This window comes from Streptomyces sp. CRCS-T-1 (genome assembly GCF_024442335.1).
GTDB lineage: Bacteria > Actinomycetota > Actinomycetes > Streptomycetales > Streptomycetaceae > Streptomyces > Streptomyces koelreuteriae.
In genome coordinates this window covers 8,242,452-8,256,401 of record NZ_CP101651.1, presented here as the reverse complement: position 1 = coordinate 8,256,401, position 13,950 = coordinate 8,242,452, and the positions used below count along the sequence as shown (strand labels likewise).

Below are 13,950 nucleotides of genomic sequence, written 5' to 3'. Positions count from 1 at the left end.
CTGATCTTGCGCTGCGCAGTGATCAGGCCAAGGGTCGGAGAGGGGATGGCGGACATGACCACCGAAGGACCGGGCGGGTCGGGAAAGCCCGACCAGCCGGACGGCGTTCCCTCGATCCCGGACGAGATCTGGCTGAAGTTCCTCTCGGACAGCGAGTACGCCATACGCGCCTCCGCCCCCAGGGAGCCCTCCGCGAAGGAGCGCGCGGCGGGGCGGCTGCTCCAGCCCCCGCACGCCGTCGGCGACCTGTGGCAGCCGGAGGACCTCTGGGTCCGGGTGGCCTGGCGGGACCTGGACCGCCGTGCCAAGGCCCGGCGCGTGGGACGGGTCGTCGCCACCGCGGCCGCCGTGGCCGTGGCCCTCGGCGCCTGGTCCCAGCTGTCGACCGGCGCGGGCACGGGCAGCCGGCCGGGAACGGACACCGTACGGCAGGTGGAGGGGGCGACCGCGAGGCTGCCCTCGGCCACTCCCTTCCCTTCCGGATCGCCCTTCCCGGAGCAGCCCAGGTAGCACACGCGGGACGGGTGCCCTTCCGCCCCGCCGCCTAGGATGAGCCCACAGGCCGGATCCGGTCGCTCGTCCGGGCGCGGCCCCCGCAGGCGAGTCACCGCAACGCGCACGCCGACCGAAGGGGGACAGGGATGAGCGCGCCACGCCTCCGCAGTACGCCGTTGCCGGGCATCGGGGTCCGCTACGACCTGACGACCCGGGAGAGCCGCCGCCTCTCGGTGGTCGCCCACCGCGACGGCCACCGGACGGTGAGCGCCTATCGCAAGGACGACCCGGACGCCTGCGACCTCTCGGTGCGCCTGACGACGGAGGAGGCGGCGACCCTCATCGACGCGCTGATGCCCGCGCACCACACACCGAACCTGCTGTCCACCACCGACCTGGGGCTCGTCGCCGAGCGGATCGAACTGTCCGGCTCCTCGCACTGGAACGGCCGGCTGCTGGGCGAGTCCCGCATCCGTACCGACACCGGCGCGTCCGTCGTGGCGGTGCTGCGCCGGGCCGAGGCGATCCCCTCCCCCGCGCCGGACTTCCGGCTCGCCGGCGGGGACATCCTCATCGTCATCGGGACCCGTGAGGGCGTGGAGGCGGCCGCCGAGATACTCGGGCGGGAGTGACCCGCCATGCACTCCTCCGCGGTCTTCCTGATCGAGTTCGGCTGTCTCATCCTCGGGCTCGGGCTGCTCGGCCGGCTCGCCGGGCGTTTCCGCTTCTCCCCGATCCCCCTCTATCTGCTGGCCGGGCTCGCCTTCGGCAAGGGCGGACTGCTGCCGCTGGGCGCCAGCGAGGACTTCGTCGCCATCGGCGCCGAGATCGGCGTCATCCTGCTGCTGCTCATGCTGGGCCTGGAGTACACGGCCGCCGACCTGGTCTCCAACCTCAGGACCCACTATCGAGCCGGGCTCGTCGACGCCGTCCTCAACGCCCTGCCCGGAGCGGCGCTGGCCCTGCTGCTCGGCTGGGGCCCGGTCGCCGCCGTCGTCCTGGCCGGAGTCACCTGGGTGTCCTCCTCCGGCGTCATCGCCAAGGTGCTCGGTGATCTGGGGCGGCTCGGCAACCGGGAGACCCCGGCCATCCTGAGCATCCTGGTCCTCGAGGACCTCTCCATGGCGATCTACCTGCCCATCGTCACGGCCCTGCTGGCCGGGGTGAGCCTGGCCGCAGGCGCCGTCACGCTGGCCATCGCCCTGGGCGTGGCCACGGTCGTCCTCGTCCTCGCGGTGCGCTACGGCCGCCATGTCTCCCGCTTCGTCTCCAGCGACGACCCCGAGAAGCTGCTGCTGGTGGTGCTCGGTGTCACCCTCGTGGTCGCCGGGCTCGCCCAGCAGCTGCAGGTGTCCGCCGCCGTGGGGGCCTTCCTGGTCGGCATCGCGCTGTCCGGCGAGGTCGCCGAGGGCGCGACGAGCCTGCTCGCGCCGCTGCGGGACCTGTTCGCCGCGGTGTTCTTCGTCTTCTTCGGCCTGCACACCGACCCCGCCAGCATCCCGCCCGTCCTGCTGCCCGCCCTCGCCCTGGCGGCCGTCACCACCGCGACGAAGATCGCCACCGGCTACTGGGCCGCGCGCCGGGCCGGGATCGGGCCCAAGGGCCGCTGGCGGGCGGGCGGCACGCTCGTGGCCCGCGGCGAGTTCTCCATAGTCATCGCGGGGCTCGCCGTCACGGCCGGCATCGAGCCGTCCCTGGGCCCCCTGGCCACGGCGTACGTCCTCATCCTGGTCCTCCTCGGCCCGCTGACCGCCCGCTGGACCGAGCCCGTGGCGACGCTCCTCACGGGGCGGGTGCGCCGGAGGAAGGCCCCGCCGGTCGCTCTCGGCGCTCACGAGAGCATCGAGGGCCAGGACCCGGTCGGCCGCGCCTGACGTGCATCGGCGGTACTGCAGCTGCGGCCCACCGCGAGCCTGACGTCTCCCGTGGGCCGTAGCTCGCGGTCAGCCGGTCTTCCACCCCCGCCGCGCGTCGATCCGCTCCCATTCCGCGTCCCACTGCGCCATGCGCCGCCGGTCCAGGGACAGCCGGATCAGCCAGGACGCGCCCAGGACCGCCCCGCCCGCCAGGGCTCCGGCCAGCGCGCCGCCCATGGTCGTGTGGAGCCAGGCCTCGCCTTCGGAGACCGGTGGGGTCGTGATGTCACCGCTGTTGTTCACCCACACGGGGACCGTGCTCCCGGCGGGAGCCCGGGGCGGCACCCGTGCCTCGTCCTTGTGCGTCGAACCGTCCGGCGCGGTCCACCGCACCTCGCCCCATACCCGGTGGTCACTCGCCGCGCGGGCCGGTGACGGGCCCGGCGCGTCCTTGACGACGACCGCCGAGACCTGGTGGCTCCCGGCCCGCTGCCGCTCGACGGCCTGCTCGACCGCGCCCGCCGCCAGCAGCCCCGCGGCCAGCCCGCCCAGCAGGGCGCACACCCAGCCGGCGAGCACGACCCAGGCTTCGACGACGTCCACGCGCCGCTTGAGCGCGTTGCGTCGCCACCGCCACCACCGCATGGTCGTACGCTCTGACGCTTCCATCGGCCGACACCCCCTCGTGAGCACCGGCAGCACCCTTCCAGTGTGCGCCTGATCGGTGCCCCTGTCGGCGCGGCGCTCAGCCGGGGGACGCGGAGATCCGCACGCGGTCGCTGTCGCCGCCGGAGAGGAAGATCGCCAGCGCCCGTCCCTCCTCTTCGGCGGCGGTGCGTTCGGCCCGCGTGAAGCGGCCCAGCGGGGTGATCCGGACGGTGTCCGCCTCGACGCTCCAGGTCGCGGCGACCCGGCCGTCGACCAGGACGACACGGGCACCGGCGACCGACAGTCCGCGGTGGGCGTCGTCGATGATCCGGCCGCGGTCGTGGTAGCCGAGGATCGCGTTGTCGAAGGCCGGCAGGAATCGCGTCGGGGCGGGGGTGTCGGGGTCGGGTCGGGGCGCGTCGGGGAGGTCCAGCAGTTCCCGGCCGCGTTCGTCGCGGAAGGCGACCAGTTCCTCGCGCAGGGCCGAGACGGCGGCGGGCAGTCCGGCCAGGCCGCACCAGGCACGCAGGTCGGCCGAGGCGGCGGGGCCGAACGCGGCCAGATAGCGCCGTACCAGTGTCTGTCCCACGGGGTCGGAGCCGTCGGGGTCCGGTGGGTCGATCTCGCGGCCCAGCCAGGAGGAGACCAACTCGTAGCGCGCTCCCCCCGTGGTGCGCCACAGCCCGCGTGGCGGGAGCTGCACCGTCGGGAGCAGGCCGGCGATGAGCATTTCGCCGAGCGGCCGGGGTCCCGCCGCCGGCCAGCGGTCGACGACGGCGCGCGCGAGTTCGCCCATCGTGCGGGGTGCGCCGTCGGCCATGACCTTCCGCCCGGCCGCCGCGAGTTCGCCGAGGTCCACCCCTGCCAGCTCGCGACGGTAGGTGCCGAGGACCCGCTGGCGCAGCATGGCGTCGTGGCGCGCACGCCAGGCCACCAGGTCGTCGGCCGTGACGAGGTGGACGGTGCGGCGCATGAGGTGGGTGCGCACCACGCGCCGCCCGGTCAGCAGGTCCGACAGCACCGTCGGTGCGAAGGACCGCAGCCGGGACCAGAGTCCGATGAACGGCTCCTGCGGCTCCTGCGCCTGGAGACCGCACAGGTGCGCGACGGCGTCGAGCACCGGCAGGTCGGCGCGGTCGAGGAGCAACTGCCGCGCCAGGGTGGCTCGGTTGAGCGCGCGGGCGTCGAGAACGGTCAAGGGAGCACCTCGGCCTTCGAGTCGTGTGCCGACCCGTGGTTCGAGTGGTCCGGGCGGCTTGCCCGGTCACCGTCGCACGGGATGCGGTCAGATCGTGACCGCATCCCGTGTGCGCGCCGAGGTGTCACGCCCCTCAGGACGGGGCCGGGTCGCGACCGGCTCAGCGGCGCTGCCATTCCTCCGCGAGGAGTCGGTAGGAGCGCACGCGGTCGGTGTGGTCGTGCGTGATGGTGGTGATGATCAGCTCGTCGGCGCCGGTGGCCTCCTGGAGTTGTTCGAGCTGGTCGGCGACGCGCCCCGGCGAGCCGACGAACTGGGTGTCGACGCGGTCGGCGACCAGCGCGCGATCCTGCTCCGTCCACGCGTGGGCGCGGGCCTGCTCGGGGGTCGGGAAGGGAATCGCGCCCTCGGCGGTGCGGATGCTGCGCACCCACGGTCCGTATCCGGTGGCCAGTTCGCGGGCGGTCGCGTCGTCCTCGGCCACGACGACGTCGGCGGAGACGCTGACGAAGGGCTTCTCGAGAGCGCCGGACGGCTGGAACGCGGCCCGGTAGCCCTCGGCCGCCTCCAGCACGGTGGCCGGGCTGACGTGGTAGTTGGCCGCGAAGCGCAGACCGTTGCGGCCCGCGACCTCGGCGCTCTCGCCGCCGCTGCTGCCGAGGATCCATACCTGCACGTCGGCGCCCTCGCCGGGGACGGCATGTGCTTCGAGACCGTCCGGCGAGCGGTAGTCGCCGCGCAGCAGCGCGAGGATGTCGTCGACCTGTTCGCCGTAGTCCTGGTGGCCTGCGCCCGGCTGCTGCAACAGCCGCTGCTGGAGCTTGAGGCGCGGTGAGCCGCGCAGGTGCTCGAAGGAGAAACGGGGCGGGATCCTCAGGCCGTTCGGGGTGCGCCCGTCGACGACCGGGGTGGTGGTCGGGCGGGGTTCCGCCGTCTGTCCGGGGGGCCGTCCGCCGGAGCGGCCGAGGCCCAGGTCGAGCCGTCCCGGGTGCAGGGCGTCGATCAGGCCGAACTCCTCGACGGTGGACAGGGCGGTGCGGTGGCCGAGTTGCACGGCTCCGGAGCCGATCCTGATCGTGGAGGTCGCGGAGGCGGTCAGGGCCAGTACGACGGCGGGTGAGGTCCCGGCCACACCCGGGTTGAGGTGGTGCTCGGCGAACCAGTAGCGGCTGTAGCCGAACCGCTCGGTCTGCCGGGCGAGGTCGATGGTGTGGTGCAGCGCCTCGGCGGCGGTGGAGCCGGACGGGATCGGGACGAGGTCGAGGACCCCGAGAGGGATGCCGGACATGGTCGGATGCTCCTCAGCGGTCGGGTGGTCGCGGACGGTCTCGGGACGTGACGGCTAGCTGCCGTTCTTCGGCAGGCCGGGCGGGTTGATCTCCGACCTGGTCACGGCCTCGTCGGACAGGCCCCAGCGCTTCAGCACCTTCGCGTAGGTGCCGTTGTCGATGATGTGGTTGATCGCGTCGGCGAGCGGCTCGGCCAGTCCGCTGTCCTTCTTCGTGGTGGCCGCGATGAGGCCCTGGAGGCCCGCGCCGGCCCCGGAGTAGGTGCCGACGACCTCCGTCTTCCCGCTGGTGGCCGCGTGGTAGGCGGCGGTCGGGTTGGGGCCGAGGTAGAGGTCGATCCGGCCGGACTGGAGAGCGAGGTAGGTGTCGCTCTCGTTCTGGTAGTACTTGATGTCCACCGGCTCGCGGCCGGCCTTCTTGTTCTGCGCCGACCACTCGACCAGCAGCTTCTCCTGGTTGGTGCCGCTGCTCACGGCGACGGTCCTGCCCGCCACGTCCTTCGGCCCGGTGATCTTCAGGCCGCTGCCCTTCTTGGCCGCGAACCCGAGGTTGTCCTCGCGGTACGTGGCGAAGTCGTACTTCTCCTTGCGTTCCTCGGTGACGGTGATGTTGCTGAGGCCGGCGTCGTACTTGGCGCTGTCGAGGCCGACGAAGATGTTCTCCCAGGAGACGGTGTTGATGTGGGGCTTGAGGCCCAGTACGTCGGCGACGAGGTGGGCGAGGTCGGGCTCGACGCCGATGACGGTCTTGTTGTCGGTGGCGTAGAAGGTCAGCGGTGCGGCGGAGCCGGCCGAGGAGACGAGTTCCAGGGTGCCTCTCTTGCGGATCTTCTCCGGGACTTCCGCCGCTATGGAGTCGACCTTTCCGGTCGTGATGCGCTTCTGGTCGGGGCTGATGTCGATCTGCGTCTTGCTGCCGTGCTCGGCCGCGACCTCGGTGGTGCCGCCGTCGGTGGGGTTGGCGCAGCCGGCGAGGACGAGGGCGGTGGCGAGGCCGAGCGTTGCGGCGGTGGTGCGGCGGGCGGCGAGGGTGGCCACGGTGGTGCTCCTTGCGTGCGTAGCGTGCGTAACGGGAGGGCGGTCAGAGGACCTTGGAGAGGAAGGCGCGGGTGCGCTCGTGCCGCGGGGCGTCGAGGACGGCCGAGGGCGGGCCCTGTTCCACGACGACTCCGGCGTCCATGAAGACCACGGTGTCGGCGACCTCGCGGGCGAAGCCGATCTCGTGGGTCACGACGATCATGGTGGTGCCGGTGCGGCCGAGGTCCTTGATGACGTCGAGGACCTCGCCGACCAGTTCGGGGTCGAGCGCCGAGGTGGGTTCGTCGAAGAGCAGCACCTTGGGTTCGAGGGCGAGTGCGCGGGCGATGGCGACGCGCTGCTGCTGTCCGCCGGACAACTGCCGTGGATAGGCGTCGGTCTTGTCGGCGAGGCCGACCCGCTCCAACAGCCGGCGGGCGGTCTCCTCCGCCTCCTTGCGCGGGCGGCGCAGCGCGGAGACGGGGGCTTCGACGAGGTTCTCCAGCACGGTCAGGTGCGGGAAGAGGTTGAAGTTCTGGAAGACGAACCCGATGTCGGTCCGCTGCTTCAGAACGTCCTTCTCCTTCAGTTCGTGCAGCTTGTTGCCGGAGCGGCGGTAGCCGATGAGCTCGCCGTCGATGGTGACCCAGCCGCTGTTGACCTTCTCCAGGTGGTTGATGGTGCGCAGCAGTGTGGACTTGCCGGAGCCGGACGGGCCGAGGATCACGGTGACCTCGCCGGCGCGGACCTCCAGGTCGACGCCGCGCAGTACCTCCAGGGGGCCGAAGCTCTTGTGGACGCCGTGGACGTCGACCATGACGGCGTTCATGGGCTCTCCTTCGTCAGGAAGCGCCGGGCGCGCTGGAACGGGGTGGGTGGCGGGGTGCGGTCGGCGCCCCGGGCGTAGCGGCGCTCGACGTAGTACTGGGCGATGGACAGCAGGGAGGTCAGGACGACGTACCAGGCGGTGGCGACGAGCAGCAGCGGGATGACCCGGCCGTTGCGGCCGTAGATCACCTGGACCTGGTAGAAGAGCTCGCCGATGGACATCACGTAGACCACCGAGGTGCCTTTGAGCAGGCCGATGATCTCGTTGCCGGCGGTGGGCAGGATGGCGCGCATGGCCTGCGGCAGGACGATCCGGCGGATCTGGCGCAGCCGGGGGATGCCGAGCGCGGCGGCTGCTTCGAGCTGTCCGTGGTCGACGGCGAGGACACCGCCGCGGACGATCTCGGCGGCGTAGGCGGCCTGATGCAGGGTCAGCCCGATGACGGCGGCGCCGATGGTGCCGATGAGGGTGTTGCTGTCGACGGACCAGAAGACGGGTCCGAAGGGGATGCCGAGGCCCAGCTCCTTGTAGAGGGCGCTGAGGTTGAACCAGAACACGAGCTGGACGATCATCGGGATCGACCGGAAGATCCAGATGTAGGCCCAGGCGACGGTCGACAGCAGCGGGCTGCGTGACAGCCGCATGAAGGCGATCACCGTGCCGAGGAGGAAGCCGAGAACGGTGGCGTAGGCGGTGAGCTGGAGGGTCACCCACACCGCCTGGACGATCGTCTCCGAGAAGACGTACTCGGCGAAGACGTGCCATTCCCAGACGGGGTTCGTGGCCAGGCCGTGGACGAACTGGGCGATCAGTACGAGCACGGCGGCGCCGGCGGCCCAGCGGGCGTAGTGGCGGGTGGGGACGACCTTCAGTTCGGCCGGGTCTTCGACCAGCCGGGGGGCCGGTTCTGTGAGGGTGTCGCTGCTCATGGGTCACCTGTGCTCGGGCGGGTTGATCTGCGACGCGTCGATCGCGGAGGCGGAGGTGCCCCACTTCTTCAGGATCCGGGCGTAGGTGCCGTCCTTGATCAGTGCGTCGACGGCGGCCTGGAAGGCCTTGGTGAGCGGGGAGTTCTTGGCGAAGGCGAAGCCGACGTCGAGGCGGTGGTACTCGCCGAGGAAGGTGGTTTGGGAGGCGGGCTGGGACGCCTGGTAGCGCAGGCCGTTGATGGTCGACATGATCACGTCGATGCGGCCCTGCTGGAGCGCGGTGAGGGTCGCGGCGTTCTCCGAGTAGACCTTCACCTCGTACGGCTTCTTGCCGGCCTTGGCGCAGATGTCCTTCTGGGCGGTGAGGGTCGTCTCGAAGGTGGTGCCGGCGCCGGTGCCGATGGTCAGCCCGCAGAGCTGCTTCAGGTCGGTGACCTTCTTCTTGAGGGTGGTGTCGCCCTTCTTCACGGCGAAGCCCTGGCCGTCGTTGATGTAGGTGACGAAGTCGACGGTCTTCAGGCGCTGGGTGGTGACACCGAAGTTGCCGGTGCCGACGTCGAACTTGCCGCTGCCGAGGGCGGGCAGGATGGTCTCGAAGGAGGCGTCCTGGCGGGCCGGTTTCACGCCGAGGACCTTGGCCACCGCGTCGGCGATGTCGATGTCCTGGCCCGCGGGCGCCTTGCCGGGGCCGTTCGGGTAGTAGGCCCCGGGCGGGAATCCGACGGAGCTGCCGATGCGCAGGGTGCCCGCCTTGCGGACGTCGGCGGGCAGCAGGGCGGCGATGGAGTCCACCTCGCGTACGGCGGCGACCGGGTCGTCGGTGGGTGCGGGGGACGCCTGGGCGCCCGCCGGACTGGTGCCGGGGGTGCCGCCGGAGCCGCAGGCGGTCAGCGCAAGGAGGGGCAGCAGGGCGAGGCCGACGGCGCCGCGCAGAGGGGTTCTGATCGGGCGGATGTTCACGGGTGGGTGGCCTCTCCGAGGTGCTTCTCGAACGGCAGCGGGCCGATGGTCTCCGGGTCGGCCTCGGTGTCGAACAGGGGGGTGTAGCCGGTGGCCAGGTACAGGCCGCGGGCTTCGGGCTGGCGCGGGCCCGTGGTGAGGTAGATCCGGCGGTAGCCGCGGAGGGCCGCCTCGTGCTCCAGCTCGGCGACGACGCGCCGGGCCAGTCCGCGCCGCCGGTGGGCGGAGTGGCTCCAGATCCGCTTCAGCTCGGCGGTGGTGGTGTCGTAGCGGCGGAAGGCGCCGCCCGCGACGGCTTCGCCGTGTTCCAGGAGCAGCAGGAGCAGCCCGCCGTGGGGCTCGGTGAACTCCTCGTCGGGGTAGCGGGCGATCTCGGCGTGCGCGTCCTTGCCGTAGCGTCTGGAGTACTCGTGGCCGAGTTCGCGCAGCAGTGGCTCGACGCGGGGATCGGAGACGGGAACGTGAAGGAACGTCAGTTCCGGGGCGGAGGTCATCCGTTCACCGCCGTGAGGGTCTGGGTGCCGCGCGCCGCACGCTCGGCGTCGCGCTTGGCGACCTCCTCGCGGACGATGGGGATCACATGCCGTCCGAAGTCGATGGCGTCGCCCAGCAGGTCGTAGCCGCGGGCGGAGAGGATGTCGACGCCGAGGTCGTAGTAGTCCAGGAGGGCCTGGGCGACCGTCTCCGGGGTGCCGACCAGGGCGTTGGAGTTGCCCGCGCCGCCGGTCGCGGCGGCCGTCGGGGTCCACAGGGCGCGGTCGTAGCGCTCCCCCGCCTCGGCGATGGCGATGAGCCTTTGGGAACCGGTGTTCTGGGGCTGGGCCAGTCCGTTGTGGCGCTTGGTGATCGCCTCGCCCCGCTCCTTGCGGGCCTTGATCGCGCCGACCGTGCGGTGCGCCTTCTCCCAGGCCAGTTCCTCGGTCGGGGCGATGATCGGGCGGAAGGCCACCTGGATGCGCGGCACATCGGTGCGGCCCGCCGCCTTCGCCGCCGCCTTCACCGTCTCGATCTGCTCGGCGGTCTTCGCCAGGGGCTCGCCCCACAGGCAGTAGACGTCGGCCTCGGCGCCTCCGGCGGCGTACGCGGCGGGCGACGAGCCGCCGAAGGACACGTTCGGGCGCGGCTGCTGGACCGGGAAGACGTCGCTGACGAAGTCGTGGAAGCGGTAGTGCTCGCCCTCGTGGTCGAAGGGCTCGTGCGTGGTCCAGATCTTCTTGACGATCCGGATGTACTCGCGGGTGCGGGCGTAGCGCTCGTCCTTGGTGAGGGTGTCGCCCTCGCGGCCCTGTTCGTGGTCGTTGCCGCCCGTGATGAAGTGCACGGTCAGCCGGCCCTCGCTGATCTGGTCGAGGGTGGTGAAGGTCTTCGCGGCGAAGGTCGGGTACGAGACGTTGGGCCGGTGGGCGAGGAGGATCTGGAGCCGGTCCAGCCTGCTCGCGATGTAGGCGGCGGCCGGCGCCGGGTCGGGCGATCCGGAGCCGTAGGCGAACAGCACCCGGTCCCAGTCGTGGTCCTCGTGCGCGCGGGCGAGGCGGAGCGTGTACTCCTTGTCGAACGCCGCGCCGGAGCGCGGGGTGGTTTCGGAACCGTTGTGGGTGGCGGCGATGCCGAGGAACTCCACGGGCATGGGTACGGCCTTTCCTCAAGTCCTCTGAGACCGCGCCGAGTTCGCGGAAACGGGCACGGCGGGGCGGCCCTCGGGGCGGCCGGGTGTGACGGCGCCTCAGGGCGTGCGGAACCAGGTGGTGAACAGGGGTGATGACGCCGGGGTACGGGCCCCTGGCGGGGTGGGGCGACGGCAGCGCGTGTCAGAAGAGAGACTCGGCCCGCGACGGGGACACCGAGGGAGGGAAGGGCCGGTCAGACGGCCCGCTGCCGTGTCAGGCGCAACACGCCGCGGACCACACTCGACCGAAGTCGATGTGGACCCGGCTGACCAGGCGCTGTCCGGCATTCATGCGACTACTTGAGCAGGACATCTCGCTTTTCGTCAACCACGGCTCGGATGCCGGACGGGAGTTGAACGGTTCCTGTGCGTGGTTGACACCTGTGTGTGTCGGACCTCTACGATCGGGCGCACCGCGTTGAGGGACGCGGCGAGCGTGATGACGCCCCGAGCCGGACTCCGGCCCGTACCCATGCCGCGCCTCCCTCCCTGGAGATCCTTCCGATGGTCTCGCTCCCCGATCTCACCGACTCCGCACCCGCCGCGTCCGCAGGACCTCCGACGGCGTCCTCCGGACTGATTCCGGGTCGGAAGTCCGACGAGGATCCGCCGCGGATCGTGCCGCGCCGGCGCGTCGGCCGGCTGCTGTCCGCGGCCGTCGCGCTGCTGGCCTTCGCGATGGTGGTCAACTCCGTCGTCCGCAACCGCGCCTTCCAATGGGACGTGGTGGGCCTCTACTTCACCAGTGGCGCCGTGCTGGACGGGCTGCTCCTCACCCTGTGGCTGACCGGTGTGGTGATGGTGCTCGGCTTCCTGCTCGGCATCCCGCTGGCGGTGATGCGGCTGTCCGACAACCCCGTGCTGGCCACACTGAGCTGGGGCTTCGTATGGGTCTTCCGGTCCACTCCGCTGCTGGTGCAGCTGCTGTTCTGGTTCAACATCGGCGCCCTCTACCCGACGCTCGGCCTCGGCGTCCCGTTCGGCCCGCAGTTCATCACCGTCAAGACGGTGAACCTGCTCGGCCCGGCGCTCACCGCCGTCATCGGGCTGACGCTGCACGAGGCCGCCTACGCCGCGGAGGTGGTGCGCGGCGGCATCCTGTCGGTGGACGCCGGCCAGACGGAGGCGGCCCAGGCCCTCGGCATCGGCAGGGCGCGCACCTTGCGCCGGATCGTGGTGCCGCAGGCGATGCGCTCCATCGTGCCGACCGCAGGCAACATGCTGATCGGCACCCTGAAGGGCACGAGCATCGTGAGTGTGCTGGCCGTGCACGACCTGCTGTACTCGGCCCAACTGGTCTACAACCAGACCTACCAGGTCATCCCGCTGCTGATGGTCGCCACGCTCTGGTACATCGCCGTCACCACCGTGCTCAGCGTGGGGCAGTTCTATGTGGAGCGGCACTACGCGCGGGGCGCGGCGCGGGCCCTGCCGCCCACGCCCGTGCAGAAGCTGAGGGCCCGGCTGGCCGGATACCGCCGCTCCCCGCGTTCCCTACATTCCCTATAGAATTACTAGGAAAGTATTGACGGCGCCTCGGGCCGCTGCGCAGGATGATGCATGCCCCACACAAGTTGAGGAGACCTCCGCCATGGGCCCAGCCCCTGCGCCGACCGGCCCCGGCTCGGAGTCCGAGCCGACCGGGCCCGGACGTACGCACTGGCTGCACGTGGCCCGTGAGACGGCGGACGACCTCGCCACGGACGCGGTGGCCAGGGACCAGGCCGGCAAGCCCCCGTTCGACGAGGTGGCCCGGCTGCGCGAGTCGGGCCTGCTGACGCTCCTGATACCGGCCGGGCTCGGGGGTGGCGGCGAGGACTGGCCCACGGCGTACTCCGTGGTCCGGGAGATCGCCGCGGCCGACGGCGCGATCGGCCAACTGCTCGGCTGTCACTACTTCATGTCGTGGAGCGCCCGGTTCTTCACCGAACCGGCCCTCGCCGCCCGGCTTGAGCAGCGCTCCGCCGCGGAGCAGTGGTGTTGGGGCGGTGGTCTGGCGCGGCAGGAACCGGCTCTGTCGCTCGCCAGGAACGCGCAGGGGTATGTGCTGAACGGCCGGCAGAGCTACGCCGCCGGCGTCCTGGTCGCCGACCGTCTCGCCGTGCGGGCGGTGCGGGCCGACACCGGCGAGCCGCTGGCCGTCGTGGTCGATCCCTCGCTCCCGGGCGTGGTGATCGACGGCGACGCCGACCCGTTCGGGCAGCGGCTCGCGGCGGGCGGAAGCGCGGAGTTCGACGCCGTACCGATCGCGGCCGGCGATGTGCTGGGCTCCCTGGCCGCGGACGAGGACGTGCTGTCGCCCCGCACCGCTCTGCTCTCACCGGTCGGGCGTCTTCTCTCGGTGCAGCTCCGTCTCGGCATGGCCGAGGGGGTGCTCGCCGAGGCCCGTGAGTACAGCAGGACCGGCCACTCCCACTGGCACCCGGACTGGCCGGTCGGCTCGCCGCAGGACCCGCAGGTGCTGACCGCGTACGGGGAACTCACGGTGCTCACCCGCTCGGCGTCCGCGCTCGCCGACCAGGCGCGGGATGCCGTGCACGGGGGGCTGGCACACGGCGAGGACCTCGGCTACGAGGAGTACGCGGAGATCTCCGTCCTCGTGGCCATGGCCGAAGCCGCCGCGTCCAAGGCCGTGCAGGAGTCCACGGCCCGCGCTCTCGACATCATCGGTGTCCGCTCCGCGTCCGCGCGGCTGGGCTTCGACCGCTTCTGGCGCAATGCCCGCACCCACACCCTGTACGAGCCCGTCGCCCACCGGCTCCGTGATGTCGGGGACTACTTCCTCAACGGCGCGCACCCTCCTTTCGTCCTGCCTGTGTAACCCTCGCCGGCCTGCTCGACGGCGATTGTGAACAGCGCGCTTCACTCTGATGTCGCCTGCCCGATCGCCGTTGACCCGGCCGGATTTCGCTGCGATTCTCCTTCTCGTGAGCAATTTCGGGAACCACTGTCCCCGCTCCCTCTGACAGTCGACCACCACGGCCGTTTCGCCGTCCTCGTCGTCGACCGATTTCTCGCCGGTTTTTTCCTGCCGAGTTTCCCCAGAAGGCATTCAGGCCCTCTC

General features: G+C 71.5%; 14 protein-coding genes. 5 read left to right on the top strand and 9 right to left on the bottom strand.

The genetic code is table 11. The features are described 5' to 3' along the window. Window positions 1-54 precede the first annotated feature (54 nt). The 3 genes from NNW99_RS37320 (at window position 55) to NNW99_RS37310 (ending at window position 2,369) form a co-directional block, all read left to right on the top strand. A complete protein-coding gene (locus NNW99_RS37320) occupies window positions 55-510 on the top strand; it encodes a hypothetical protein (RefSeq protein ID WP_215123780.1) in 456 nt (151 codons plus the stop codon). A 131-nt stretch (window positions 511-641) separates the two neighbouring features. Then, on the top strand, window positions 642-1,127 hold the full coding sequence (locus NNW99_RS37315) for a cation:proton antiporter regulatory subunit (protein ID WP_215123779.1): 486 nt from the start codon (window positions 642-644) through the stop codon (window positions 1,125-1,127). Window positions 1,128-1,133: 6 nt separating this feature from the next. Beyond that, on the top strand, window positions 1,134-2,369 hold the full coding sequence (locus tag NNW99_RS37310) for a cation:proton antiporter (RefSeq protein WP_215123777.1): 1,236 nt from the start codon (window positions 1,134-1,136) through the stop codon (window positions 2,367-2,369). A 69-nt stretch (window positions 2,370-2,438) separates the two neighbouring features. Here NNW99_RS37310 and NNW99_RS37305 read toward each other — a convergent pair whose 3' ends face one another. From NNW99_RS37305 to NNW99_RS37265, 9 genes are all read right to left on the bottom strand, one after another. Next, window positions 2,439-3,020, bottom strand: a complete 582-nt coding sequence (locus NNW99_RS37305; protein WP_251058041.1) for a hypothetical protein — start codon at window positions 3,018-3,020, stop codon at window positions 2,439-2,441. Window positions 3,021-3,096: 76 nt separating this feature from the next. Then, entirely contained in the window at window positions 3,097-4,197 is a 1,101-nt protein-coding gene (locus NNW99_RS37300) for a winged helix DNA-binding domain-containing protein (RefSeq protein ID WP_215123775.1), read from the bottom strand. A gap of 160 nt (window positions 4,198-4,357) precedes the next feature. Next, window positions 4,358-5,485 (bottom strand): LLM class flavin-dependent oxidoreductase, encoded by a 1,128-nt coding sequence (locus NNW99_RS37295; protein WP_215123773.1) that lies wholly within the window; start codon window positions 5,483-5,485, stop codon window positions 4,358-4,360. Window positions 5,486-5,539: 54 nt separating this feature from the next. Then, entirely contained in the window at window positions 5,540-6,523 is a 984-nt protein-coding gene (locus tag NNW99_RS37290; RefSeq protein WP_215123771.1) for an ABC transporter substrate-binding protein, read from the bottom strand. A 43-nt stretch (window positions 6,524-6,566) separates the two neighbouring features. Continuing rightward, on the bottom strand, window positions 6,567-7,331 hold the full coding sequence (locus NNW99_RS37285) for an amino acid ABC transporter ATP-binding protein (protein WP_285439963.1): 765 nt from the start codon (window positions 7,329-7,331) through the stop codon (window positions 6,567-6,569). Then, window positions 7,328-8,260, bottom strand: a complete 933-nt coding sequence (locus NNW99_RS37280; protein ID WP_215123769.1) for an amino acid ABC transporter permease — start codon at window positions 8,258-8,260, stop codon at window positions 7,328-7,330. Before NNW99_RS37280 ends, NNW99_RS37285 begins: the two co-directional genes overlap by 4 nt. A 3-nt stretch (window positions 8,261-8,263) precedes the next feature. Next, on the bottom strand, window positions 8,264-9,220 hold the full coding sequence (locus tag NNW99_RS37275) for an ABC transporter substrate-binding protein (RefSeq protein WP_215123767.1): 957 nt from the start codon (window positions 9,218-9,220) through the stop codon (window positions 8,264-8,266). Further along, complete coding sequence (locus tag NNW99_RS37270; protein ID WP_215123765.1) at window positions 9,217-9,714, bottom strand: GNAT family N-acetyltransferase; 498 nt, start codon at window positions 9,712-9,714, stop codon at window positions 9,217-9,219. The genes NNW99_RS37275 and NNW99_RS37270 overlap by 4 nt, the downstream gene beginning before the upstream one ends. After that, window positions 9,711-10,847, bottom strand: coding sequence for an LLM class flavin-dependent oxidoreductase (locus tag NNW99_RS37265; protein ID WP_215123763.1), 1,137 nt, complete (start codon window positions 10,845-10,847; stop codon window positions 9,711-9,713). Before NNW99_RS37265 ends, NNW99_RS37270 begins: the two co-directional genes overlap by 4 nt. A 543-nt stretch (window positions 10,848-11,390) precedes the next feature. Between NNW99_RS37265 and NNW99_RS37260 the strand changes: the two genes are divergently transcribed. Both NNW99_RS37260 and NNW99_RS37255 read left to right on the top strand, forming a co-directional pair. Next, window positions 11,391-12,395, top strand: coding sequence for an amino acid ABC transporter permease (locus tag NNW99_RS37260; RefSeq protein ID WP_215123761.1), 1,005 nt, complete (start codon window positions 11,391-11,393; stop codon window positions 12,393-12,395). 82 nt (window positions 12,396-12,477) lie between these two features. After that, complete coding sequence (locus NNW99_RS37255) at window positions 12,478-13,707, top strand: acyl-CoA dehydrogenase family protein (protein ID WP_215123759.1); 1,230 nt, start codon at window positions 12,478-12,480, stop codon at window positions 13,705-13,707. The last annotated feature ends 243 nt before the right edge of the window (window positions 13,708-13,950 follow it).

Bases quoted from the DNA above. Each gene is read 5' to 3' on its own strand.
- NNW99_RS37320 (WP_215123780.1), top strand. From the start codon at position 55: ATGACCACCGAAGGACCGGGCGGGTCGGGAAAGCCCGACCAGCCGGAC.
- NNW99_RS37315 (WP_215123779.1), top strand. From the start codon at position 642: ATGAGCGCGCCACGCCTCCGCAGTACGCCGTTGCCGGGCATCGGGGTC.
- NNW99_RS37310 (WP_215123777.1), top strand. From the start codon at position 1,134: ATGCACTCCTCCGCGGTCTTCCTGATCGAGTTCGGCTGTCTCATCCTC.
- NNW99_RS37305 (WP_251058041.1), bottom strand. From the start codon at position 3,020: ATGGAAGCGTCAGAGCGTACGACCATGCGGTGGTGGCGGTGGCGACGC.
- NNW99_RS37295 (WP_215123773.1), bottom strand. From the start codon at position 5,485: ATGTCCGGCATCCCTCTCGGGGTCCTCGACCTCGTCCCGATCCCGTCC.
- NNW99_RS37285 (WP_285439963.1), bottom strand. From the start codon at position 7,331: ATGAACGCCGTCATGGTCGACGTCCACGGCGTCCACAAGAGCTTCGGC.
- NNW99_RS37280 (WP_215123769.1), bottom strand. From the start codon at position 8,260: ATGAGCAGCGACACCCTCACAGAACCGGCCCCCCGGCTGGTCGAAGAC.
- NNW99_RS37270 (WP_215123765.1), bottom strand. From the start codon at position 9,714: ATGACCTCCGCCCCGGAACTGACGTTCCTTCACGTTCCCGTCTCCGAT.
- NNW99_RS37265 (WP_215123763.1), bottom strand. From the start codon at position 10,847: ATGCCCGTGGAGTTCCTCGGCATCGCCGCCACCCACAACGGTTCCGAA.
- NNW99_RS37260 (WP_215123761.1), top strand. From the start codon at position 11,391: ATGGTCTCGCTCCCCGATCTCACCGACTCCGCACCCGCCGCGTCCGCA.
- NNW99_RS37255 (WP_215123759.1), top strand. From the start codon at position 12,478: ATGGGCCCAGCCCCTGCGCCGACCGGCCCCGGCTCGGAGTCCGAGCCG.